19 protein-coding genes and 1 tRNA gene are annotated in these 21343 nt (G+C 70.2%); 12 read left to right on the forward strand and 8 right to left on the reverse strand.

Going from position 1 to position 21343, the window contains the following annotated elements:
* Position 1 precedes the first annotated feature (1 nt).
* Positions 2 to 1603 (reverse strand): beta-N-acetylhexosaminidase, encoded by a 1602-nt coding sequence (locus ABZ079_RS01035; RefSeq protein ID WP_356937246.1) that lies wholly within the window; start codon positions 1601 to 1603, stop codon positions 2 to 4.
* 62 nt (positions 1604 to 1665) lie between these two features.
* On the opposite strand from ABZ079_RS01035, the gene ABZ079_RS01040 reads away from it, so the two are divergent.
* The gene (locus tag ABZ079_RS01040) at positions 1666 to 2547 is read left to right on the forward strand and encodes a DUF4429 domain-containing protein (protein WP_356937247.1); all 882 of its coding nucleotides are present in this window, start codon (positions 1666 to 1668) and stop codon (positions 2545 to 2547) included.
* Positions 2548 to 2599: 52 nt separating this feature from the next.
* Here ABZ079_RS01040 and ABZ079_RS01045 read toward each other — a convergent pair whose 3' ends face one another.
* Positions 2600 to 4165, reverse strand: coding sequence for a metallophosphoesterase family protein (locus ABZ079_RS01045; RefSeq protein WP_356937248.1), 1566 nt, complete (start codon positions 4163 to 4165; stop codon positions 2600 to 2602).
* Between the two features lie 165 nt (positions 4166 to 4330).
* Here ABZ079_RS01045 and ABZ079_RS01050 point away from each other — a divergent pair, with 165 nt between their 5' ends.
* A complete protein-coding gene (locus tag ABZ079_RS01050) occupies positions 4331 to 4588 on the forward strand; it encodes a hypothetical protein (RefSeq protein WP_356937249.1) in 258 nt (85 codons plus the stop codon).
* Between the two features lie 46 nt (positions 4589 to 4634).
* Positions 4635 to 6452, forward strand: a complete 1818-nt coding sequence (gene glmS / locus ABZ079_RS01055) for a glutamine--fructose-6-phosphate transaminase (isomerizing) (RefSeq protein ID WP_356937250.1) — start codon at positions 4635 to 4637, stop codon at positions 6450 to 6452.
* Between the two features lie 222 nt (positions 6453 to 6674).
* Here glmS and ABZ079_RS01060 read toward each other — a convergent pair whose 3' ends face one another.
* Together ABZ079_RS01060 and ABZ079_RS01065 are read right to left on the reverse strand one after the other, a co-directional pair.
* The gene (locus tag ABZ079_RS01060) at positions 6675 to 7001 is read right to left on the reverse strand and encodes a hypothetical protein (protein ID WP_356937251.1); all 327 of its coding nucleotides are present in this window, start codon (positions 6999 to 7001) and stop codon (positions 6675 to 6677) included.
* Between the two features lie 126 nt (positions 7002 to 7127).
* Complete coding sequence (locus ABZ079_RS01065) at positions 7128 to 7655, reverse strand: universal stress protein (RefSeq protein WP_356937252.1); 528 nt, start codon at positions 7653 to 7655, stop codon at positions 7128 to 7130.
* 327 nt (positions 7656 to 7982) lie between these two features.
* Here ABZ079_RS01065 and ABZ079_RS01070 point away from each other — a divergent pair, with 327 nt between their 5' ends.
* From ABZ079_RS01070 to ABZ079_RS01085, 4 genes are all read left to right on the forward strand, one after another.
* Positions 7983 to 8252, forward strand: a complete 270-nt coding sequence (locus ABZ079_RS01070) for a hypothetical protein (protein WP_356937253.1) — start codon at positions 7983 to 7985, stop codon at positions 8250 to 8252.
* A gap of 377 nt (positions 8253 to 8629) precedes the next feature.
* Positions 8630 to 9847 (forward strand): helix-turn-helix domain-containing protein, encoded by a 1218-nt coding sequence (locus ABZ079_RS01075; protein WP_356937254.1) that lies wholly within the window; start codon positions 8630 to 8632, stop codon positions 9845 to 9847.
* A gap of 155 nt (positions 9848 to 10002) precedes the next feature.
* A complete protein-coding gene (gene orn / locus ABZ079_RS01080) occupies positions 10003 to 10605 on the forward strand; it encodes an oligoribonuclease (protein WP_356937255.1) in 603 nt (200 codons plus the stop codon).
* 161 nt (positions 10606 to 10766) lie between these two features.
* A tRNA-His gene (locus tag ABZ079_RS01085) sits at positions 10767 to 10839 on the forward strand.
* Here ABZ079_RS01085 and ABZ079_RS01090 read toward each other — a convergent pair.
* The gene (locus ABZ079_RS01090; protein ID WP_356937256.1) at positions 10835 to 12313 is read right to left on the reverse strand and encodes an MDR family MFS transporter; all 1479 of its coding nucleotides are present in this window, start codon (positions 12311 to 12313) and stop codon (positions 10835 to 10837) included. The genes ABZ079_RS01085 and ABZ079_RS01090 overlap by 5 nt on opposite strands.
* 117 nt (positions 12314 to 12430) lie before the next feature.
* Between ABZ079_RS01090 and ABZ079_RS01095 the strand changes: the two genes are divergently transcribed.
* On the forward strand, positions 12431 to 13060 hold the full coding sequence (locus ABZ079_RS01095; RefSeq protein ID WP_356937257.1) for a helix-turn-helix domain-containing protein: 630 nt from the start codon (positions 12431 to 12433) through the stop codon (positions 13058 to 13060).
* A 20-nt stretch (positions 13061 to 13080) separates the two neighbouring features.
* Here the strand turns inward: ABZ079_RS01095 and ABZ079_RS01100 are convergent, their stop codons facing one another.
* Positions 13081 to 13539 carry a hypothetical protein gene (locus ABZ079_RS01100; protein ID WP_356937258.1) on the reverse strand — a complete coding sequence of 153 codons (459 nt, stop codon included), beginning with the start codon at positions 13537 to 13539 and terminating at the stop codon, positions 13081 to 13083.
* Between the two features lie 25 nt (positions 13540 to 13564).
* On the reverse strand, positions 13565 to 14620 hold the full coding sequence (locus tag ABZ079_RS01105) for a LacI family DNA-binding transcriptional regulator (RefSeq protein WP_356937259.1): 1056 nt from the start codon (positions 14618 to 14620) through the stop codon (positions 13565 to 13567).
* 406 nt (positions 14621 to 15026) lie between these two features.
* Here ABZ079_RS01105 and ABZ079_RS01110 point away from each other — a divergent pair, with 406 nt between their 5' ends.
* From ABZ079_RS01110 to ABZ079_RS01125, 4 genes are all read left to right on the forward strand, one after another.
* A complete protein-coding gene (locus tag ABZ079_RS01110; protein WP_356937260.1) occupies positions 15027 to 16355 on the forward strand; it encodes an extracellular solute-binding protein in 1329 nt (442 codons plus the stop codon).
* Positions 16352 to 17377 carry a sugar ABC transporter permease gene (locus tag ABZ079_RS01115; protein ID WP_356937261.1) on the forward strand — a complete coding sequence of 342 codons (1026 nt, stop codon included), beginning with the start codon at positions 16352 to 16354 and terminating at the stop codon, positions 17375 to 17377. The genes ABZ079_RS01110 and ABZ079_RS01115 overlap by 4 nt, the downstream gene beginning before the upstream one ends.
* Entirely contained in the window at positions 17374 to 18261 is an 888-nt protein-coding gene (locus tag ABZ079_RS01120) for a carbohydrate ABC transporter permease (RefSeq protein WP_356937262.1), read from the forward strand. Before ABZ079_RS01115 ends, ABZ079_RS01120 begins: the two co-directional genes overlap by 4 nt.
* Positions 18262 to 18395: 134 nt before the next feature.
* Complete coding sequence (locus ABZ079_RS01125; protein ID WP_356937263.1) at positions 18396 to 19826, forward strand: GH1 family beta-glucosidase; 1431 nt, start codon at positions 18396 to 18398, stop codon at positions 19824 to 19826.
* 59 nt (positions 19827 to 19885) lie between these two features.
* On the opposite strand, the gene ABZ079_RS01130 is transcribed toward ABZ079_RS01125, so the two are convergent.
* The gene (locus ABZ079_RS01130) at positions 19886 to 21334 is read right to left on the reverse strand and encodes a cellulose binding domain-containing protein (RefSeq protein WP_356937264.1); all 1449 of its coding nucleotides are present in this window, start codon (positions 21332 to 21334) and stop codon (positions 19886 to 19888) included.
* Between the last annotated feature and the right edge of the window lie 9 nt (positions 21335 to 21343).

The following is a 21343-nucleotide window of genomic DNA, read 5'->3' on the forward strand; positions in this document are numbered from 1 at the left end:
GTCAGCTCTCCGGCCAGGAGACCTGCGGCGACCGGTAGTAGGGGATGCCGAGGGCGTCCCAGCGCGGGCCCTGGGCGGCCAGCCGCACCCTGTAGGCGTCCCAGTCGTGGGTGGCCGCAGGCGACCAGCCCAGCTCGGCCGCGCCCGCGAGGCGCGGGAACGCCATGTACTCGATGTCGGCGGGCTTCTTCAGGGTCTCCGACCACATGGGCGCCTCGACGCCCCGGATCGCCGAAGCGGGAGCCCCGGCGAGATAGGCACCCGGATCCCAGTCGTAGGACCGCTTCACCTCCACCAGACCCGCCCACTCCAGGCCGAGCTCGGTGTCCTTGGTGTACTTCATGTCGAGGTAGATCCGGTCGGCCGGGGACAGGATCAGCCCGGTGCCGTGCTGGGCGGCCGTGGCGACCTGGGCCTTCTCCGCCGCGCTGGTGCGGTCCAGGCCCCAGTACTGGGCGAGGGCGCCCTGGACGGGGTGGGCGCCGGTGAGCTGGTGCCACCCGATGACCGTCTTGCCGTACTTGGCGACGATCGGCTGCACGCGGTCCATGAACGCCACGTAGTCGGCGTGGCTGGTGGAGTGCGCCTCGTCGCCGCCGATGTGGAGATACCGGCCCGGGGTGAGCGCGGCCAGTTCACGGATCACGTCGTCCACGAAGTCGTAGGTGACCCCCTTGGCGACACACAGCGAGCTGAAGCCGACCTTGGTGCCGGTGTACAGCGGGGGCGCCACGCCGTCGCAGTTGAGCTCGGCGTAGGAGGCGAGGGCGGCGTTGGTGTGGCCGGGCATGTCGATCTCGGGGACGACCTCCAGATGGCGGGAGGCCGCGTACCGGACGATCTCCCGGTAGTCGGCCTTGCTGTAGTAACCGCCCGTGCCGCCGCCGACCTGGGTGGAACCGCCGTAGGTGGCGAGGCGCGGCCAGGAGTCGATCGCGATGCGCCAGCCCTGGTCGTCGCTGAGGTGCAGATGCAGCTCGTTGATCTTGTAGAGGGCCAACTGGTCGATGTAGCGCTCGACCTGGGCGACGGAGAAGAAGTGCCGGGAGACGTCCAGCATCGCGCCCCGGTAGGCGTAGCGGGGACTGTCCTCTATGGTGCCGCCGGCGATCCACCAGGGGCCGGGCTGGACGGTCTTCCTCTCGACGGCCGCCGGAAGCAGCTGGCGCAGGGTCTGGACACCGTGGAAGAGGCCGGCGGGGGCGCCGGCGGTGATGGTGACGCCGCCGGCACCGCTGTGCAGCCGGTATCCCTCGGCGCCGAAGTCGCCTTGTCCGAGCCGGAGTCGGATGCCGCCGGTGCCGTGGTCGGTGAGCGGCAGCGGGTAACCGGTGGCGGGCCGCAGGAGGCCGGCGAGGTACGCGCCGATCCGGCGCACCTCGGCGGAGCCGTCGACCCGGACACTGGTCGCGCGGGTGATGCGGTACGCCGTTCCGCCCTGGTCGACGGAGGCGGGTGCCGGGACCACCCGGTCAAGGGGGGTCGGCTCGGCGGCGCGTGCCGCGGGGGCCGCGCCGGAGGTGAACACGCCGACCGCCGCCACAAGCAGCAGTGCTCCGAGGATGCGGGTCGTTCGGGGAGTCGTGCTGTGGTTCCGTCTCACATGCGCTCCCTTCAATGGTGGTCGAGACCACTCTCCCGCAGATCCGGTGAAACAATCCCCGCATGGCGGAAATCATCCAGAAGGACGGCACCTGGGCCTTCGACGGCGACGCCCTGCGGCTCACCCCGGGCCGGGACAAGAACGTGAGCCCGCTCCGTCGTGAGCTGGGTGAACTCAGCGTGCCACTGGGCGCGGTGGCTGGGATCTCCTTCGAGCAGGGGCGGAAGTCGGGCCGGTTGAGGCTGCGGCTGCGCGACGGCTCCGACCCGCTGCTGCAGGCCACCGGCGGCCGGCTCACCGAGCCGAACGACCCGTATCAGCTGACCGTGGAGTCCGACCGGTACGGCGTCGCCGAGTACGTCACGGACGCGGTGCGCAACGCGCTGCTGCTGGACGGGGTTTCGCCGGAGCCGGCCACCGAGTACCTGCTGCCGGGCCCGTCGCTGCCGGTGTCCGCCTCCGCCGGGGACGGCACGGCGAGCTTCGACGGGGAGCGGGTGCGGCTGGAGTGGAACTGGAAGACGGAGGACGCCAAGGCCGTGTCCGGCCCCCGGACGATCCCGCTCGCGGAGATCGCCGGCGTGGAGTGGCAGCCGGCGGCCGGGCTCGAGAACGGGCATCTGCGCTTCGAGGTGCGCGGCGCGCCCGTCACGGCACCGCCCAAGTACGACCCGAACGCGGTCGAGCTGTGGGGTTTCAAGAAGGACCCGCTGATGGCCCTGGTCGCGGCGGCGGTCCAGGCCCGGCTGCCGCACCCGTCGGCTCCGTCCGCCTCGGCGGACGCCGTACGCCCCGAGCCGCTGCCGCTCACGAAGGAGGCGGCCGAGGACGGTCACGACGCGCTGCTGCGGCGGCTGCGGGAACTCGGCGATCTGCACCGCGAAGGAGTGCTGACGGACGAGGAGTTCACGCTGGCCAAGCAGGCGGTCCTCAAGCGGATGTGAGGACCGCCCGCCCTCCGTGGGGTGCGCACCGCCGTCCGGGCGCGTCCAAGGCCTACTTCGCCTTGCGGGCCACCGTGAAGTGGTCGATGCGGTCGCCGGTCTCGGCGATGCCCGACACCTTCAGCGTGGCCTGCCGGCCCTTCGGCGCGGGCGTGACGTCCACGCGCAGGAAGGAGTAGTCGAGGTAGCGCACCCGGGACCAGGCGACGGTCTCGTGGACCTTGCCGTCCTTGGTGTTGACGAACGAGGCCACGGAGTCTGTCTCGTGCTCATGCCCCTCGTAGGAGTCGGGGGCGGAGAAGGCGTACAGGCCTCGACCCGCCGCGCCCGCGGTGACGTAGACCACACCCTCGGTCTCGGGGTAGGCCGTGCCGCCGATCGGGAGCTTCTTGGTGACCTTGTCGCCCTTGATGACGTCGGTGCGCTCGTACTGGTGGTTGTGGCCGTTGATCACCAGGTCCACGGTGTACTTCTCGAACAGTGGCACCCACTCCTGGCGCACACCCCCCTCCGAGGCGTGCGCGGTGGAGGTGCAGTAGGCGCAGTGGTGGAAGAAGACGACGATGAAGTCGATGTCCTTCGAGGCGCGGAACTTCTTCAGCTGGACTTCCAGCCATTTCGTCTGAGTTCCGCCAGACATGCCCAGATTCGCCGGAATTTCGAAGGAGATGTCGTTGGCGTCCAGCGAGATGACCGCCGTGTTGCCGTAGACGAAGGAGTAGACGCCGGGCAGGTTCTTGGCGTCGGGGCCGTTGTCCGGCAGGTTCCAGCGGGCCTCCTCGCCGCCGTAGCCGTTGGGCGAGTACCAGGCCTCCATGTCGTGGTTGCCATAGGCGGGCATCCACGGGATCTGCTTGGCGACCGACTCGGTCTGGTGCAGGAACTGGTCCCAGGTGCGCGAGTCGAACCCGGTGTCGGTGGTCTCGCCCGCACCGGAGGGGTCACCGTAGGCGATGTCGCCGGCGTGCAGATGGAAGGCCGGGTTCTGGCCGAGGATCAGGGCGTTGTTGGCCAGGCCGTGGTAGCTGACGCCCTCGTCGCCGAACGCGGTGAAGGTGAACGGCCCCTTGTGGGCGGGAGCGGTGGTGAAGGTGCCCAGCGTGCCCGCCAGGTGCGGCTCGGCCGGGTCGAAGCCCTGGTGGCCGACCCCGTAGTAGTAGGTCCTGCCGGGGCGCAGGCGGGTGAGTTCGGCGTGCAGGTAGTACTGGGTGTGGTCACCGCTCGCACCGACGCCGGCCGGAGTGTGGAGGGGACGGACCTCGGCCTCGATCTTGCGGGAGAGGTCCCAGGGGCGGGCGCCGATGCGGATGAAGGGCTTCTTCACCGCGACCGGGACCTGCCAGGAGACGGTGATCTCGGTGCGCGGGTCGTTGCCGAAGGCGAGGTGGCGGCCGAAGGGGGCGACGAGGGAGCCGTCGATCGATTCAACCGCGGCGGCGACGCGCTGCGTCGGCACGGTCGCCTGGGCGGTGGCGCCCGGCATGAACGCGCCACCCGTGACGGCGCCCAGGGTGACGGCGCCGCCCCTGATCATGGTGCGCCGCGAGAACCTGGCGCGCAGGTACTCATGCTGTTCGGCCATGCTCATGCGCCCGGCCAGCTTCTCGGGTACGCCCATACGAGGAATGTCCATGGCGTCCGAAACTCGTGGGTCCGGGCAACGAGACACAGGACACAGGATGGACGGCTTGCGAACAGAGCACCATAAGAGGTTCAACAACCCCCTGCCCGAAATCGGGCACGTTTCTTGCGAAACGGCGGCCGGTACTCCAGGATCTACCGGGTGCACGACGAACTGCTTGATCATCTGACGCGGTCCACGCCCCTGAGCCGGGGCGAGGCGCTGCGGGTGGTCCAGGACGTGCTCGCCTACTTCGACGAGACGACCCAGGAGTTCGTCCGTCGCCGCCACCGTGAACTGCAGGCCCAGGGCCTGGTGAACACGGAGATCTTCGGACGGATCGAGGCGGACCTGAAATACCGGGCGGTGGCGCCGCCGGAGCTGACGCTCAGGCAGCTGCGCCGCATGGTCTACGGCTGAGAACCAGCCGGACCGGACCAGCGACACCCAAGGGATACCTCTATATATGTGCGGAATTGTCGGATACATCGGGAAGCGTGACGTCGCACCCCTCCTGCTGGAAGGCCTGCAGCGGCTGGAGTACCGCGGCTACGACTCCGCGGGCATCGTCGTCACCTCCCCGAAGACGCCCGGCCTGAAGATGGTCAAGGCCAAGGGCCGGGTGCGCGACCTGGAGGCCAAGGTCCCGGCGCGCTTCAAGGGCACCACCGGCATCGCCCACACCCGCTGGGCCACCCACGGCGCCCCGTCCGACCTGAACGCCCACCCGCACATGTCGGCCGACGACAAGGTCGCCGTCGTGCACAACGGCATCATCGACAACGCCGCCGACCTGCGCCGCAAGCTGGAGGCGGACGGCGTCGAGTTCCTCTCCGAGACCGACACCGAGGTCCTCACCCACCTCATCGCCCGCTCCCAGGCGGAGACCCTGGAGGAGAAGGTCCGCCAGGCCCTGCGCCTGGTCGAGGGCACCTACGGCATCGCCGTGATGCACGCCGACTTCAACGACCGCATCGTGGTGGCCCGCAACGGCTCCCCGGTCGTCCTCGGCATCGGCGAGAAGGAGATGTTCGTCGCATCCGACATCGCCGCGCTGGTCACTCACACCCGGCAGATAGTGACGCTGGACGACGGCGAGATGGCCACCCTCAAGGCCGACGACTTCCGCACCTACACCACCGAGGGCACCCGCACGAGCGCCGAGCCCACCACCGTGGAGTGGGAGGCGGCCTCGTACGACATGGGCGGCCACGACACGTACATGCACAAGGAGATCCACGAGCAGGCCGACGCCGTGGACCGCGTGCTGCGCGGCCGTATCGACGACCGCTTCTCCACCGTGCACCTCGGCGGCCTGAACCTGGACGCCCGTGAGGCGCGCCGGATCCGCCGCGTGAAGATCCTCGGCTGCGGCACCTCGTACCACGCGGGCATGATCGGCGCCCAGATGATCGAGGAGCTGGCCCGCATCCCCGCCGACGCCGAGCCGGCCTCCGAGTTCCGCTACCGCAACGCGGTCGTGGACCCCGACACCCTGTACGTCGCCGTCTCCCAGTCCGGTGAGACGTACGACGTCCTCGCCGCCGTCCAGGAACTGAAGCGCAAGGGCGCCCGCGTCCTCGGTGTGGTCAACGTGGTCGGCTCGGCGATCGCCCGTGAGGCGGACGGCGGCGTCTACGTGCACGCGGGCCCCGAGGTCTGCGTGGTCTCGACGAAGTGCTTCACCAACACCACCGTCGCCTTCGCCCTGCTCGCCCTGCACCTCGGCCGCACCCGCGACCTCTCCGTCCGCGACGGCAAGCGGATCATCGAGGGCCTGCGCAAGCTGCCGCAGCAGATCTCCGAGATCCTGGAACAGGAGGAGGAGATCAAGAAGCTGGCGGAGGACTACGCCGACGCCCGCTCGATGCTCTTCATCGGCCGCGTCCGGGGCTACCCGGTGGCCCGCGAGGCCTCCCTGAAGCTCAAGGAGGTCTCCTACATCCACGCCGAGGCCTACCCCGCCTCCGAACTGAAGCACGGCCCGCTGGCCCTCATCGAGCCGGCCCTCCCCACGGTCGCGATCGTTCCCGACGACGACCTGCTGGAGAAGAACCGCGCGGCCCTGGAGGAGATCAAGGCCCGCGAGGGCAAGATCCTCGCCGTGGCCCACCAGCACCAGGAGAAGGCCGACCAGACGATCCTCGTCCCCAAGAACGAGGACGAACTGGACCCGATCCTGATGGGCATCCCGCTCCAGCTCCTCGCCTACCACACGGCCAGGGCCCTGGGCCGGGACATCGACAAGCCGAGGAACCTCGCCAAGTCGGTGACGGTGGAGTAGGAGTCTCTCCGCCCACGGCCGCAGCGACGATCGGGCAGCCCCCACCGCGAGCGACCACGTCCGAGAGAGCGGCGCCGGTTCAGGCGCGGAGAACGGACCCCCACGTGTGCCACCGAACACGCGGGGGTCCTTTCCATGCCGCTGTGTATCAGCCGGTGGCCGTCACCCCCCGGCCCGCGGCACGCCCCGGAAGCGCCGTCGGCCAGTGAGCCGGCGCCGCCGTCACCGCGTAACGGGCCACCGCACCGGAGACCCCGGCCACCCAGCCGCGGCCTTGGTCCGAGCCGAACCGTCCGCGAGGGTCAGTGTGAGCGCCAGGAGGGCGACGAAACCGGTACCGCGGGCGGTGTCACGGTCGCGCAGTGCCACCAGGCCGACGAGGAACAGGGCGACGCCGCCCGCATGGCGGCCCAGCGTCACCGCGTCCGAGGTGCCCACGCCGTCGATCCCGCCGGCCGTGCCGAGTCCGAGCGCCAACAGGGTGATTCCCAGGGCGACTCGACCGACCACGAGAGTGCTCACGCTACCCGCGGAGACGCCCTTGTCCACGGCGGGCTCCCTTCGTACATGTGCAGTGGTGCGGTGAGCGGTATATACCCTTCCCAAGGGGCGGAAACCACCTCTACGCACGAGTGGTTTCGCGCTGTACGAAGGGAGTTGACGAGGCGTGAGGCGTCAGGGAATGACGATCACGGGCCGCTGCGCCCGCTTGGCGAGCCGCCCCGCGACGGAGCCGAAGATCCGGCCGACGATGCCGTGCGTGGAGCCGACGACGATCGCGTCGGCCTCGTACTCCCGCCCCACCTCTTCGAGTTCGTGGCAGATGTCCCCGCCCCGCTCGACCAGGATCCACGGCACCTCGGCCAGATAGTCCGCGCAGGCCAGCTCCAGCCCGAGAACCTCGGTGCGGTGGTCCGGGACGTCGACGAAGACGGGCGGCTCACAGCCGGCCCACACGGTGGTGGGGAGCCGGTTGGCGACGTGGACGATGATCAGGCCGGAGCGGGAGCGGTGTGCCATGCCGATCGCGTAGGCGAGGGCGCGCTCGCTGGAGGTCGAGCCGTCGAAGCCGACGACGACTCCGTGCCGGAAGGCGGGGTCGCAGGAAGGACGTGCTTCTGCCGCCGCCAGGGGATCGGCCGCCGTGGGATCGGCGACCGGCCGCTTGCGGTCCGCGGGTTCGAAGAATTCGTGACCGGCCATGGCTGTCTCGGCGTTGTGATCCTTTATGGATGGGACGACAGTGTGCGGCGGAAGTGTGCGGCGGAGCTGTGTCCGGGAAACACCTTCCCAACCCCATACCCTCCAGGGTACGGCGGCACGCCTCCTGAGCCCAGATCCCGCGCACGCTCCGTAAGCGGTGCCCCGACGTCCGTAGGGGTTCACCGGAGCATGCACGAGCGGCGCCCGTAACGCAATGGTTGCTGCCCCGTACAGGCGGTTTGCACGGGATTCACAGATGCGCGGTCGGTGACCGTCGCGTCGAAGGGGCGTTGTACCCGGGTGAACCACCGCCACAGGGAGTACGAGATGTCCGGACCCCGACCGAGCCCCGACCCGCACCCGACGCCGGACACCGTGAGCGATGTGATCCGCTGGGCAGCCTTCAGCTGCGTCCTCGTCCCCGTGGTCCTGCTCTGGTACGGCACCTCGCTGGCCGGCGCGGCGGGCACCGCGCTGGGCCTGGCCGCCGTCACGGCCGTCTGCCGGGTGCTGCTGCGCCGCTCCGAGCGGTGTGCCGAGGATTGCGCCGCGCAAAGAGGTGGACGTCACACCCGGGAGCGGACACCGGTCGACTGACCGGTTTCCGCACCCTGGGACGCATCTTTTCAGCCAACTTCTGGATATCGCCCAGGAGGGGTCCGAACCACCCCCCAACCCCCGTTCCACCTGCACGGAAAGGGTCTACGGGCCGCTGTGCACCCTACGCGGTTTGGCCACTGCGACAAGGCGTACTTCCCTGCGCGGCCCGTGAGTGCAACCCTTCGTGATCGAATGCTTCACGCCAAGTTGTCATGTCGACAATGTCCGGCGTGTCGAACTGGCCATCGTGAGACCGCGGTAGCCAGTAGTTTGATCTTGACTGTCTTACGGCGGGGGACTCGTGCAGGACCGAGGGGAAACGTGCAGGAGCGACACAACCGAGGAGCCGCGACCACCGAGGGGGGCTTAGCAGGATGAGCCACGACTCCACTGCCGCGCCGGAAGCCGCGGCCCGGAAACTGTCCGGGCGACGCCGCAAGGAGATCGTCGCGGTGCTGCTGTTCAGCGGCGGTCCCATCTTCGAGAGTTCCATTCCGCTGTCGGTGTTCGGGATCGACCGCCAGGACGCCGGAGTGCCGCGCTACCGACTGCTGGTATGCGGCGGCGAGGAAGGCCCGCTGCGGACCACGGGGGGCCTGGAACTCACCGCGCCACATGGACTGGAGGCGATCTCCCGTGCCGGGACGGTCGTCGTGCCGGCCTGGCGCTCGATCACTTCACCGCCGCCGGAGGAAGCGCTCGACGCACTGCGGCGAGCGCACGAGGAGGGTGCCCGCATCGTAGGGCTGTGCACGGGCGCGTTCGTGCTCGCGGCGGCCGGACTGCTGGACGGACGCCCGGCGACCACCCACTGGATGTACGCGCCGACGCTGGCCAAGCGCTACCCGTCGGTGCACGTCGATCCACGGGAGCTGTTCGTCGACGACGGTGACGTGCTGACATCGGCCGGTACGGCCGCGGGCATCGACCTGTGTCTGCACATCGTGCGCACGGACCACGGCAACGAGGCGGCCGGCGCGCTCGCCCGGCGCCTGGTGGTCCCGCCACGCCGCAGCGGCGGTCAGGAGCGCTATCTCGACAGGTCTTTACCGGAGGAGATCGGCGCCGACCCGCTCGCCGAGGTCGTCGCCTGGGCACTGGAACACCTCCACGAGCAGTTCGACGTGGAGACACTGGCGGCCCGCGCCTATATGAGCCGCCGTACCTTCGACCGCCGGTTCCGCTCGCTGACCGGCAGCGCTCCGCTGCAGTGGCTGATCACGCAGCGGGTGCTGCAGGCACAGCGGCTGCTGGAGACGTCGGACTACTCCGTGGACGAGGTGGCGGGCCGGTGCGGTTTCCGCTCCCCCGTCGCGCTGCGCGGGCACTTCCGCCGCCAGCTCGGCTCGTCCCCGGCGGCCTACCGCGCGGCCTACCGGGCCCGCCGGCCGCAGGGCGACAGGCACGGTGACACGGAAGCGCCGGTGTCCGCGTCCGCCCAGCAGGGCCCGCCCGCGGGTCTGCCCGGCCACCCCGGGCCGATGGGCCACGTGCCCGCGGTCCTGCACCCGGACAGCGGTGTGCCGATGCAGAGCCGCCGTGCGGCGGCCGGCGCGGTGAGCCTGCTGCCGGGAGCGCGCAGCGGCAGCTGAGCCGGAGGCGTCGGAAGGAGGGGGGTGGAGCACGGCTCCGCCCCCCTCCTTCTCGTCCTTCTCGTGTGCCGTGCCCGCGTGCGGCGGCCGCCACCGGGCGGTCCCGCACCGACGCGGGGCATCCCAAAAACGGACGTCAGCTTTAGGGTGGTCGCATGAACGATCGCATGGTGTGGATCGACTGCGAGATGACCGGCCTCTCGCTGTCCGACGACGCTCTCATCGAGGTGGCCGCCCTCGTCACCGACTCCGAGCTGAACGTACTCGGCGAGGGGGTGGACATCGTCATCCGCCCGCCGGAGCGGGCGCTGGAGACGATGCCGGAGGTGGTGCGTCGGATGCACACCGCGTCCGGGCTGCTCGCCGAACTGGAGAACGGCACGACCCTGAAAGACGCCGAGGAGCAGGTCCTCGGCTATGTCCGGGAGCACGTCAAGGAGCCCGGCAAGGCCCCGCTGTGCGGCAACTCCGTCGGCACCGACCGCGGCTTCCTGTCGCGGGACATGCCGACCCTGGAGGACTACCTCCACTACCGGATCGTCGACGTCTCCTCGATCAAGGAGCTGGCCCGACGCTGGTACCCGAGGGCGTACTTCAACAGCCCGGAGAAGAACGGCAACCACCGGGCCCTCGCCGACATCCGCGAGTCGATCGCCGAGCTGCGCTACTACCGCGAGGCCGTCTTCGTCCCGCAGCCCGGGCCGGACTCCGACACCGCGAAGGCGATCGCCGCCAAGCACGTCCTGCCCGCGCAGTAGCCGCCACGGAATCCGCGCACAGCCCGGCTCGGCGCCCGCGCGGAGTCCGGGCGGGCCGGTCCGCCCGGAGGCCGCGCGAAAACCTGTGCGCGAGCACCCCTTCGGACCCTGTAGACTTCTTCTCGGCCGGTCGGGGAAAACTCCTCGAACTGCCGGTCATGGTGGGTGTAGCTCAGCTGGTAGAGCACCTGGTTGTGGTCCAGGATGCCGCGGGTTCGAGTCCCGTCACTCACCCTGCGTGATCAGCCGGTGACTCCGTCGTGAGACGGGTCACCGGCTGATTCGTTTCCGGCGTCCGACCGCGGCCGGGCTTCCCCCGCAGGGGCACCTCCTCCACCAGTACCGCGGTGACGAACGCCACCACGCCCATGACGGCCGCCGTCAGGAAGACGTGCCGCGTGCCGGCCGCCACCGCCGCCCGGTACGCCTCCCCCGTCGCCGTGGCCGGCACCGCCCGCGTGAACAGCGAGCCGAAGACCGCCACTCCCAGGGAGCCGCCGAGGGTACGGAAGAGGTTGGTCGCCGCCGAGGCCGCCCCCATGTCCCGCAGCTCCACACTGTTCTGCGCCAGGGTGCCCCCCAACTGCAGGGTGAACCCCATCCCCAGCCCCACCAGCGCCATGCCGCACCCGGCCGTGGTCCGGGAGGTGTCCGTGTCCATCGTGGCGAGCAGCAGCGTGCCCGCGGTCAGCAGCACGGTGCCGAGCACCGGGAAGACCTTGTAGCGGCCGGTACGGGACATCACCTTGCCCGCGACGTTGGAGGCGATCACCACCGGGATCATCATCGGCAGCAGGAGCAGACCGGAGCTGGTGGCCGAGGCGCCCTGGACCGTCTGCTGGAAGAGCGGCAGATACAGCGCCGCGCCGAACATCACCACGCCGACCGCCAGCAGCAGGCCGGCGGCCAGCGGGAAGTTGCGGTGACCGGTGAACACCCGGGGCGGCAGCAGCGGTTCGGGGGCGCGCCGCTCCACGGCGACGAACGCGGCCGCGCCGAGGACCCCCAGCGCCCACAGAACCAGGATCTGCCACGACGTCCAGGCGTACGTGGTACCGGCCCACGTGGCCGCGAGGACGACCGCGCCGATCGTGAGGGTCAGCGCGACGATGCCCGCCCAGTCGATGCGCGGCCGCGTCTTCGGAGCCTGCGCCGGCAGACGCAGCATCAGCTGGACCCACACCAGGGCGACGATCCCGAGCGGCAGATTGACGTAGAACGCCCAGCGCCAGCCGAGGTGGCCGGTGACCAGGCCGCCGACCAGCGGCCCGCCGACCACGCCGACGGCCATCACGGTGGCGGTCATGCCCTGGTAGCGGCCGCGCTCCCGGGGCGGCACGAGGGTGCCGATCAGCGCGAACGCCCCGGCGGCCAGTCCGCCCGCGCCGATGCCCTGCAGGGCGCGGAACTCGATCAGCTGGGTCATCGAGTGCGCGGCGCCGGCGAGCAGCGAGCCGAGCAGGAAGACCACGATCGCGGCCTGGAATGTTCGTTTACGGCCGTAAAGGTCGCCGAACTTTCCCCAGACGGGGGTGGCGACGGCGGTGGCCAGCGTGTATGCCGTGACGACCCAGGAGATGTGCTCAAGTCCCCCCAGGTCGCGGACGATCGTCGGCATCGCCGTACCGACGATGTTGTTGTCGAGCATGCCCAGCAACATGGCGAGCATGACGCCGAGCAGCGTCCAGCGGACGTTTGCGACCGGCATGGGTGTGCGCTCCTTCGAAAGTGCGGGGTGGGAACGCACCCAGAAAAGCACACCGACTCACTAAGTGCAATGAGTCAACTTTTTGGGTAAGACAACCGATCCGGGTACCCTGGGGGCATGAGCGAGACGACGACTGCCGGGCCCGGGCCGGCCATGGGCCGCCGCGAACGCAAGAAGGCCGCGACCCGCCGGGCACTGGCCGACGCGGCGCTTGAGCTGTTTCTGGAGCGCGGCTTCGACGCGGTGAGCATCAGGGACGTGGCCGAGGCCGCGGACGTCTCCACGACGACGCTCTTCAAGCACTTCCCGAGCAAGGAGGCCCTGCTCTTCGACATGGACCCGGAGATGGAGGCCGCGCTGGTCGCGGCCGTCCGGGACCGGTCACCGGGCACCCCGGTCATCCAGGCGCTGCGGGCGCACATGCTGGGCGCGCGGGCCCTCAGAGCCGATCACGAGGAGCTGATCGCGGCGTTCCAGCGGCTCGTCCACAGCACGCCGGCACTCATCGAGTACCACCGGCGCATGTGGATGCGGCACGAACGCGCCCTCGCCGAGGCGCTGGCCGCCGACGCCGGGGCCCCCGCCGGCGACCCCATGTGCGCGGCCCTGGCCCACCTGACCCTGGAGGCCCGCGCCCTCGCCGCCACCGCCCACGACCCGGAAGCCGCCGTGAACGCCGCGTTCGACCTGCTGGAGAAGGGGTGGGATGCGGTACGCCCTCAAGGGCCCGACGAGCTTCCGGCCTGAGCGGCTGCGCCGGAGGTGCGTCAGCCCTCGTGGAGATGAGCCATGCACAGCCCCGCACGGGCGGCCCGGCCGTAGAGGGCACACACCTCGGTGAGGGTCGTGCCCAGATCCTCCGCGTATCCCTCGGGGATTCCACCGACGACGATGCCGGCGAGCACGTCGGGAGCGACGCTCATGACCTCGTCGACACGAATCCCGGAGAGGACACCGTCAACGCGCTGCACTTCGCCGGCGGACAGGAAAGCGCAGATCGTTCCGGCGCCGTCGTCACCGAGCAGGGCTCCGCCGAAGAGTGCGAGTTCCGTGATCTCGACGACGCCCGCACGAAGCAGCAGCTCCTTGAGGACGCCTCCCTCCTCCCCCAGATCGCAGTACGCCTCAGCGGGCCCGTGCGCCGCCAGCTCACGGCAACGCGCGACCACCCGGTCGAAGCCGGCCTGGATCTCCGCCTGTGGAAGAGGGAAAAGGGACATGTTCATCTCCGGCCGCCGCCTTCCCGGCCGCTCATGACGACGCCCGCGTCACAAGTTCCGTCGGCAGTACCGCCTGCCGTCGCTCCAGTCCCCGGGACGCGGCCGGGCGGCGGTCGGCGATCTCTGCGAGGAGCAGGTCGATCATGGCCCGGCCCATCTCCTCGATGGGCTGCCGGACACTGGTGAGCGGCGGGTCCATATGGCGGGCGATGGCCGAGTCGTCGTAGCCGACCAGCGCCACGTCGTCCGGGATACGGCGGCCCGCCTCGCGCAGCACCTGCCGGGCGCCGGCCGCCATCACGTCCGAGCCGGCGAAGACCGCGTCGAGGTCGGGGTGGCGGCCCAGCAGGGCCGTCATCGCGCTGCGGCCGCCCTCCTCGGTGAAGTCACCCGGCTCCAGCAGGAGTTCGTCCGCCCGGTGACCCGCGTCGCGCAGGGCCTCGCGGTAGCCGTCGACGCGGCGCTGGGCGCCGTAGACGTCCAGACGTCCGGTGATGTGCGCGATCCGGCGGCGCCCCCGGGACAGCAGGTGCTCCACCGCCGAGCGCGCACCGCCGTAGTTGTCCGAGTCCACCGAGGTGAGCGTCTCGCCGGCCGAGCGCGGGCCGCTGATCACGGCAGGGATCTCCAGCTGCGCCAGAAGATCGGGCAGGGGATCGTCGGCATGGACCGAGACCAGCAGGACGCCGTCCACCCGGTGGGCCGCCAGATACTGCGCGAGGCGCTGCCGCTCGCGGTCGCTGCCCGCGAAGATCAGCAGCAACTGCATCTCGGTTTCCGAGAGTTCGGCACCGACACCGCGGAGCATGTCCGAGAAGTACGGCTCGGCGAAGAAGCGCGTCTCCGGCTCGGGGACGACAAGGGCGATGGCGTCGGTGCGGTTGGCCGCGAGGGCGCGGGCCGCCGTGTTGGGGACGTAGCCGAGTTCGGCGACCGCGGCCTCGACCGCGGCGCGGGTGGCGTCACTGACCCGGGGCGAGCCGTTGATCACCCGGGAGACCGTGCCCCGGCCGACACCGGCCCGGGCGGCGACCTCCTCGAGCGTGGGCCGGCCCCCGCTTCGGCCCCGCCCTCCGTGGCTTGCCATGGACTCCGCCTCTCTCGACCGGTTCCCGGTGCTGGCCTGGAATGTAACAGCCCTGCCTGTCGCGGTGGCCGTCCCGGGGGCCGCCGCCCCAGCCGCTCGCCTCTTCGGACTGAACGGCCCCGCACGCACGCGCGGGACGGGATTCTTTCGCCGGGCCCGGGCCCACTTACCGGAGTCCAGCGGTCCACTTAACGTCCCGATAACTGAACGCGGTTGCCCCTGTCCGGTCCCTTGACACCCCGCCGGGAACCTACGACCCTTCAACACATCACTGATGGGAGCGCTCCCACATTACCTGACACCTACACATCCCGCACGTTCCCCGCCCGAGCCGCAGCGAGTACGAACGGGCCCTGTTCCATGCAGTTGGCCGGGGGGTCGGCACGTCAGGCAACAGGAGGACGCAATGCGCACGAGCATCCGCGGGTCCCGCGGGCTGGGGGCCTTCGTGGCCGTCGCCGCGCTGACCACAGGACTGCTGGCCGGCTGCGCCAACGACTCGGACGACGGCTCGAAGGCGGACGGCGGTGGCGACGGCAGCGGGAAGGGCGAGATCACGCTGACCGTCGGCACCTTCGGGGTCTTCGGCTACAAGCAGGCCGGTCTTTATGACGAGTACATGAATGCCCATCCGGACATCAACATCAAGGAGAACGTCACCACCCGTACCGACGTCTACTGGCCGAAGGTGCTCACCCGCCTGCAGGCCGGTTCCGGCACCGACGACATCCAGGCCATCGAGGTCGGCAACATCACCGAGGCCGTGCAGACGCAGGCGAACAAGTTCGTCGACATCGGCAAGGACGTCGACAAGGCGCAGTGGCTGGACTGGAAGCTCGCACAGGCGACGACCGAGGACGGCAGGACCATCGGACTGGGGACCGACATCGGCCCGATGGCGATCTGCTACCGCAAGGACCTGTTCGAGAAGGCCGGCCTGGAGACGGACCGCACGAAGCTCGCCGCCCAGTGGAAGGGCGACTGGGCCAAGTACGTCGACCTCGGCAAGCAGTACATGAAGAAGGCGCCCAAGGGCACCAAGTACGTCGACTCGGCCTCCTCCGTGTACAACGCGGCCCTCGGTGGCGGGAGCGAGCGGTACTACGACAAGGACGGCGATGTCGTCTGGGACAGGTCGCAGGGCGTGAAGACGGCCTGGAACGCGGCCATGACCGTGGCGACCAGCGACATGTCCGCGAAGCTGAAGCAGTTCGACAAGCCCTGGGACCAGGGCTTCGCCAACGGCACCTTCGCCACCGTCGCCTGCCCGGCCTGGATGATCGGTTACATCGAGCAGAAGTCCGGTGACGCGGGCAAGGGCAACTGGGACGTGGCGGCGGCGCCGACCGCGGCCAACTGGGGCGGCTCCTTCCTCGGCGTGCCGACGGCGAGCAAGCACCAGAAGGAGGCCGTCGAGCTGGCCAAGTGGCTGACCGCGCCCGAGCAGCAGGCCAAGGTCTTCGCCAAGCAGGCGAGCTTCCCGTCGACTCCGTCGGCCTACGCGAGTCTGAAGCCGGCCGCGGACACCACGGCGTACTTCTCCAACGCGCCGATCACGCAGATCTTCTCCGACTCGGCGAAGACGATTCCGACGCAGTACTTCGGCATCAAGGACCAGCCGATCAACAGCGCGATCACCGACGTCGGTGTCCTGCAGGTCGAGCAGCGGGGCAAGTCGCCCTCGCAGGGCTGGGACTCGGCGTCCAAGGAGATCAAGGACGTGCTCGGCCAGTGACCAGCTCGAAAGAGGCTCTCGCGCACCCCGCGTCGAGCGCCGAGGCCGCGCCCGGCACCCCGTCGGGCGCGGCCCGGGGCGCTCACGGTCGCGATACGCCGGCGGGCGCCGACTCCTGGCGCAGCCGGCTGTACCGCTGGGACATGAAAGCGTCACCGTACGCGTTCGTGGCTCCCTTCTTCGTCCTGTTCGGGGCCTTCACGCTGGTCCCGCTGCTCTACACGGCCTGGTACTCACTGCACGATGTGCAGCTGTCGGCACTGGACCACCAGACCTGGTCCGGCATGGACAACTACACGAACCTGTTGTCCTCGGACTTCTTCTGGAACGCCCTGAAGAACACGTTCACCATCGGCCTGATCTCGACCGTGCCGCAGCTGCTGGCCGCGATCGGGCTCGCGCACCTGCTGAACTACAAGCTGCGCGGGTCGACGGTGTGGCGGGTCGTGATGCTGACCCCGTACGCCACCTCGGTGGCCGCGGCGACCCTGGTGTTCACGCTGCTGTACTCGTGGGACGGCGGCATGGTCAACTGGATCCTTCACTTCTTCGGGGTGGACCCGGTCAACTGGCGCGAGTCCGACTGGGGTTCGCAGTTCGCCGTCTCGTCCATCGTGATCTGGCGGTGGACCGGTTACAACGCGCTGATCTACCTCGCGGCGATGCAGGCGATCCCGGCCGATCTCTACGAGTCGGCGGCGATCGACGGGGCCAACCGCTGGCAGCAGTTCCGGCACGTGACCGTTCCACAGCTGCGGCCGACGATCCTGTTCACGGTCGTCGTCTCCACCATCGGTGCCACCCAGCTCTTCGGTGAGCCGCTGCTGTTCGGCGGGGTCAGCGGGTCCAAGGGCGGCTCCGAGCACCAGTACCAGACGCTCGGTCTGTACATGTACGACCAGGGCTGGATCATCGGCAATCTCGGCAAGGCGTCCGCGATCGCCTGGTCGATGTTCCTGATCCTGCTGATCATCGCCGCGGTCAATCTGCTGCTCACCCGACGGCTGGGGAAGTCCCGATGACGACCAGTGAACTGACACGGCCCCAGGCGGCGCAGGAGCGCCGCCGCCGGGTGATGGGCGCGGGCAAGCAGTTGCACGCGGGCCCGGTGACGTACCTCGTGCTGACCGTCTTCGCCCTTGTCTCGCTGGCCCCGCTGGTATGGACGGCGATCGCGGCCTCGCGCACCGACCGGCGGCTCGCCGAGACCCCGCCGCCGCTGTGGTTCGGCGGCAACCTGTCCAGGAACCTCCGGGCGGCCTGGGACCAGGCGGGCCTCGGCACCGCGATGTTCAACTCGGTGCTCGTGGCGGGCGCGATCACGATCAGCACGGTGCTGTTCTCCACGCTGGCCGGTTTCGCCTTCGCCAAGCTGCGGTTCCGGTTCTCCGGCCTGCTGTTGCTGCTGACCGTCGGTACGATGATGATCCCGCCGCAACTGGCCGTCGTACCGCTGTACCTGTGGATGTCGGATCTCGGCTGGTCGAACCAGCTGCAGACGGTGATCCTGCCGAGCCTCGTCACCGCCTTCGGTACGTTCTTCATGCGGCAGTACCTGGTGCAGGCGCTGCCGACGGAGCTGATCGAGGCGGCCCGGGTGGACGGTGCGAGCAGCCTCCGGATCGTGTGGCACGTCGTCTTCCCGGCCGCCCGGCCGGCGATGGCGGTGCTCGGTCTGCTGACGTTCGTGTTCGCCTGGAACGACTTCCTGTGGCCGATCATCGCCCTGAACCAGCAGAACCCGACCGTGCAGGTGGCCCTGAACTCGCTCGGCACCGGCTACGTCCCGGACCAGGCGGTGATCATGGCGGGCGCGCTGCTCGGCACGCTGCCGCTGCTGATCGCCTTCCTGCTGTTCGGCAAGCAGATCGTGGGCGGGATCATGCAGGGCGCGGTCAAGGGCTGACGCGTCGTCCAGGGCTGACGCGTCGTCTTCCCGAGGGCCGGGCCAGCGCCGCCCCGACCCCCTTCCGCCTTCGGGCGGCCCTCTCCTGCCCACCCACCCCGTCGGTCTCCACGACCCCCAATGGGAGCGCTTCCATGTCTGAACCCGTTTCCTCCGTGACCTTTCCCGCCGCCTTCCTCTGGGGCGCGGCGACCTCGGCGTACCAGATCGAGGGGGCGGTGCGGGAGGACGGCCGCACCCCCTCGATCTGGGACACCTTCAGCCACACGCCGGGCAAGACGGCGGGCGGTGAGACCGGTGACATCGCGGTCGACCACTATCACCGCTACCGCGACGACGTGGCGCTGATGGCGGAGCTGGGCCTGACCGCGTACCGCTTCTCCATCTCCTGGTCGCGGGTGCAGCCGACGGGCCGGGGACCGGCGGTCCAGCGCGGCCTGGACTTCTACCGCCGTCTGGTGGACGAGCTGCTGGCGCACGGCATCACGCCGGCGGTCACCCTCTACCACTGGGACCTGCCGCAGGAGCTGGAGGACGCGGGCGGCTGGCCGGAGCGGGACACCGCGCTCCGGTTCGCCGAGTACGCGCAGCTCGTCGGCGAGGCGCTCGGTGACCGCGTGGAGCGCTGGATCACCCTCAACGAGCCCTGGTGCAGCGCCTTCCTGGGCTACGGCTCCGGCGTCCACGCACCCGGCCGCACCGACCCGGCGGCCTCCCTGCGCGCGGCCCACCACCTGAACCTGGCGCACGGACTGGGCACCTCGGCCCTGCGCGCGGCGATGCCGTCCCGCAACCAGGTCGCGGTCAGCCTGAACTCCTCGGTCGTACGGCCCCTTTCCCAGGTCCCGGCCGACCTGGCGGCGGCCCGCCGGATCGACGACCTGGCCAACGGGATCTTCCACGGCCCGATGCTGCACGGGGCGTACCCCGAGACGCTGTTCGCGGCGACGGCCTCGGTCACCGACTGGTCGTACGTCCTCGACGGCGACGTCCGCGCGATCAACGCGCCGCTGGACGCGCTGGGGCTGAACTACTACACCCCGGCCCTGGTCTCGGCGGCTCCCAGCGAGGTCAAGGGCCCGCGCGCGGACGGCCACGGCGCCAGCGACCACTCGCCCTGGCCCGGCGCCGACGACGTGCTGTTCCACCAGGCACCCGGCGAGCGCACGGAGATGGGCTGGACGATCGACCCGACGGGGCTGTACGACCTGCTGATGCGCTACACGCGGGAGGCCCCCGGCCTGCCCCTGTACATCACCGAGAACGGCGCGGCCTACGACGACAAGCCCGACCCTGACGGCCGCGTGCACGACCCCGAGCGCATCGCCTACCTGCACGGTCATCTGTCGGAGGTGCGGCGCGCCATTGCCGACGGAGCCGATGTACGCGGCTACTACCTGTGGTCCCTGATGGACAACTTCGAGTGGGCGTACGGCTACGGCAAGCGGTTCGGCGCGGTGTACGTGGACTACACGACGCTGGAGCGGACGCCGAAGTCGAGTGCGCGGTGGTATGCGGAGGCGGCGCGGACGGGTGCGCTGCCGCCGGTGGAGCCGGCTGCCTGACCCGGCCGGAAGGGGCGCGGCACCCCACCGTGGTGCCGCGCCCCGTCAGAGGGGGTGCGTCAGCTGAACGCCCCGAACGCCTTCGAGAAGGCGAACCTGTCCTGGACGAGGGAGCTGCAGCTCGCGTCGGCGGTGGGCTTGGTGCCGCCGTCGCACTGCTTGTCGCGGGTCGCGGACCACATGGAGAGCCAGCCGAGGCCCTTGGCCTTGGCGAAGTTCACCAGCTGGGTGGCGTCGTCGACCTTGAAGACCTCCGAGGAGACATCGTTGACGCCGATCATCGGGGTGACCGCGACCGCCTTCCAGGCGGCGGACTCGGACAGCCCCAGCACGCTCTTGACCTGGGCCTGGGTGGCCGTCGCGGCCTGTTCGGCGTAGGTGCCCATGTCGCCGCTGTAGGAGGGGCCGTAGTCCATCGCCATGATGTTCACGGTGTCGACCTTCACGCCGTTGGACTTGGCGTTGGTCAGGAGGTTCACGCCGTCCTGGGTGAGGCCCTCGGGCATCACCGGGAGGGTGAAGGAGACGTCGAGGTTCGGGTGCCGGGCCTGGAGCTTGGCGATGGCCTGGGCGCGGCGCGTGTTGGCGGCGGTGTCGGGCAGCGCGCCGCCCTCGACGTCGAAGTCGACCTTGGTCAGCTTGAAGGCGTCGACGGCCTTGCCGTACGCCGCCGCCAGCGCGTCCGCGGAGGAGCAGGTGGTGGCCAGCTCCGAGCCGGAGGCGCCGCCGAAGGAGACCCGGACGTCACCGCCCTTGGCGCGCAGCGAGCCGATCTGGGCGGCCACGCCGTCACCGTTCAGGTCCGTGACACCGCCCCACTTGGGGGTGCAGCCGCCGCCGTCGGTGATGAAGGCGAGGTTGTAGTTCTTCACGCCGGTCGTCTCGGCGGCGCCCACGAGGTCGAAGGCCGGGTAGAGGGAGGTGTCGACGTAGGGGGCGAAGCCGGCGGAGGCGGTGGTGCCGCTGCCGGTGCTGCCCGTGGGGGTGGGGGTGGCGCTCTGGGTGGGGGTGGCCGTCTTGGTGGGGGTGGGCGCCGGGGACTGGGACTCGGTGGGGCGGCCGCTCGGCTCGGGGGTCGCGCCGCCGTCCGCGGAACACCGGGCGTTGTCGATACGGCAGCCCGTCGGGTCGCCGCTGCCGCTGACCACGAAGCCGACGGTGACCGACCTGCCGGGCGCCAGGCCGTCCGTGTCCCACTTCGCGGGCCTGACGGTGACGTGCCGGCCGCTGACGCTCGACTCGCCGTTCCAGAGGGAGGAGAGCCGGGCGCCCGCCGGGAGGTCGAACTCCAGCGACCAGGCCTTCTCGGCCTGGCCGCTGTTGTTGGTGACGACGTACTGGCCGGTGTACCCCGTCGACCAGTCACTGGTCCTGGTGTAGGCGGCGTTCACACCGGCCGCGTTCGCGGTGCCGGTGAGCAGGACCGCGCCGCCACCGATCACGGCCGCGGCCACCAGGCCGCCTATCGCCTTGTTCCTGCCACTGATCCTGCGCCGGTGCGTGCTCATGCGCGTGCC

This window comes from Streptomyces sp. NPDC006314 (assembly GCF_040613075.1).
Taxonomy (GTDB): domain Bacteria; phylum Actinomycetota; class Actinomycetes; order Streptomycetales; family Streptomycetaceae; genus Streptomyces.

Excerpts from the sequence above, each read along its gene's own strand:
- ABZ079_RS01045 (WP_356937248.1), bottom strand. The coding sequence starts at position 4,165 with ATGGGCGTACCCGAGAAGCTGGCCGGGCGCATGAGCATGGCCGAACAG.
- ABZ079_RS01095 (WP_356937257.1), top strand. The coding sequence starts at position 12,431 with ATGAGCGAGACGACGACTGCCGGGCCCGGGCCGGCCATGGGCCGCCGC.
- orn (WP_356937255.1), top strand. The coding sequence starts at position 10,003 with ATGAACGATCGCATGGTGTGGATCGACTGCGAGATGACCGGCCTCTCG.
- ABZ079_RS01105 (WP_356937259.1), bottom strand. The coding sequence starts at position 14,620 with ATGGCAAGCCACGGAGGGCGGGGCCGAAGCGGGGGCCGGCCCACGCTC.
- ABZ079_RS01040 (WP_356937247.1), top strand. The coding sequence starts at position 1,666 with ATGGCGGAAATCATCCAGAAGGACGGCACCTGGGCCTTCGACGGCGAC.
- ABZ079_RS01130 (WP_356937264.1), bottom strand. The coding sequence starts at position 21,334 with ATGAGCACGCACCGGCGCAGGATCAGTGGCAGGAACAAGGCGATAGGC.
- ABZ079_RS01110 (WP_356937260.1), top strand. The coding sequence starts at position 15,027 with ATGCGCACGAGCATCCGCGGGTCCCGCGGGCTGGGGGCCTTCGTGGCC.
- ABZ079_RS01075 (WP_356937254.1), top strand. The coding sequence starts at position 8,630 with ATGAGCCACGACTCCACTGCCGCGCCGGAAGCCGCGGCCCGGAAACTG.
- ABZ079_RS01065 (WP_356937252.1), bottom strand. The coding sequence starts at position 7,655 with ATGGCCGGTCACGAATTCTTCGAACCCGCGGACCGCAAGCGGCCGGTC.
- ABZ079_RS01120 (WP_356937262.1), top strand. The coding sequence starts at position 17,374 with ATGACGACCAGTGAACTGACACGGCCCCAGGCGGCGCAGGAGCGCCGC.
- glmS (WP_356937250.1), top strand. The coding sequence starts at position 4,635 with ATGTGCGGAATTGTCGGATACATCGGGAAGCGTGACGTCGCACCCCTC.
- ABZ079_RS01070 (WP_356937253.1), top strand. The coding sequence starts at position 7,983 with ATGTCCGGACCCCGACCGAGCCCCGACCCGCACCCGACGCCGGACACC.
- ABZ079_RS01125 (WP_356937263.1), top strand. The coding sequence starts at position 18,396 with ATGTCTGAACCCGTTTCCTCCGTGACCTTTCCCGCCGCCTTCCTCTGG.
- ABZ079_RS01090 (WP_356937256.1), bottom strand. The coding sequence starts at position 12,313 with ATGCCGGTCGCAAACGTCCGCTGGACGCTGCTCGGCGTCATGCTCGCC.
- ABZ079_RS01100 (WP_356937258.1), bottom strand. The coding sequence starts at position 13,539 with ATGAACATGTCCCTTTTCCCTCTTCCACAGGCGGAGATCCAGGCCGGC.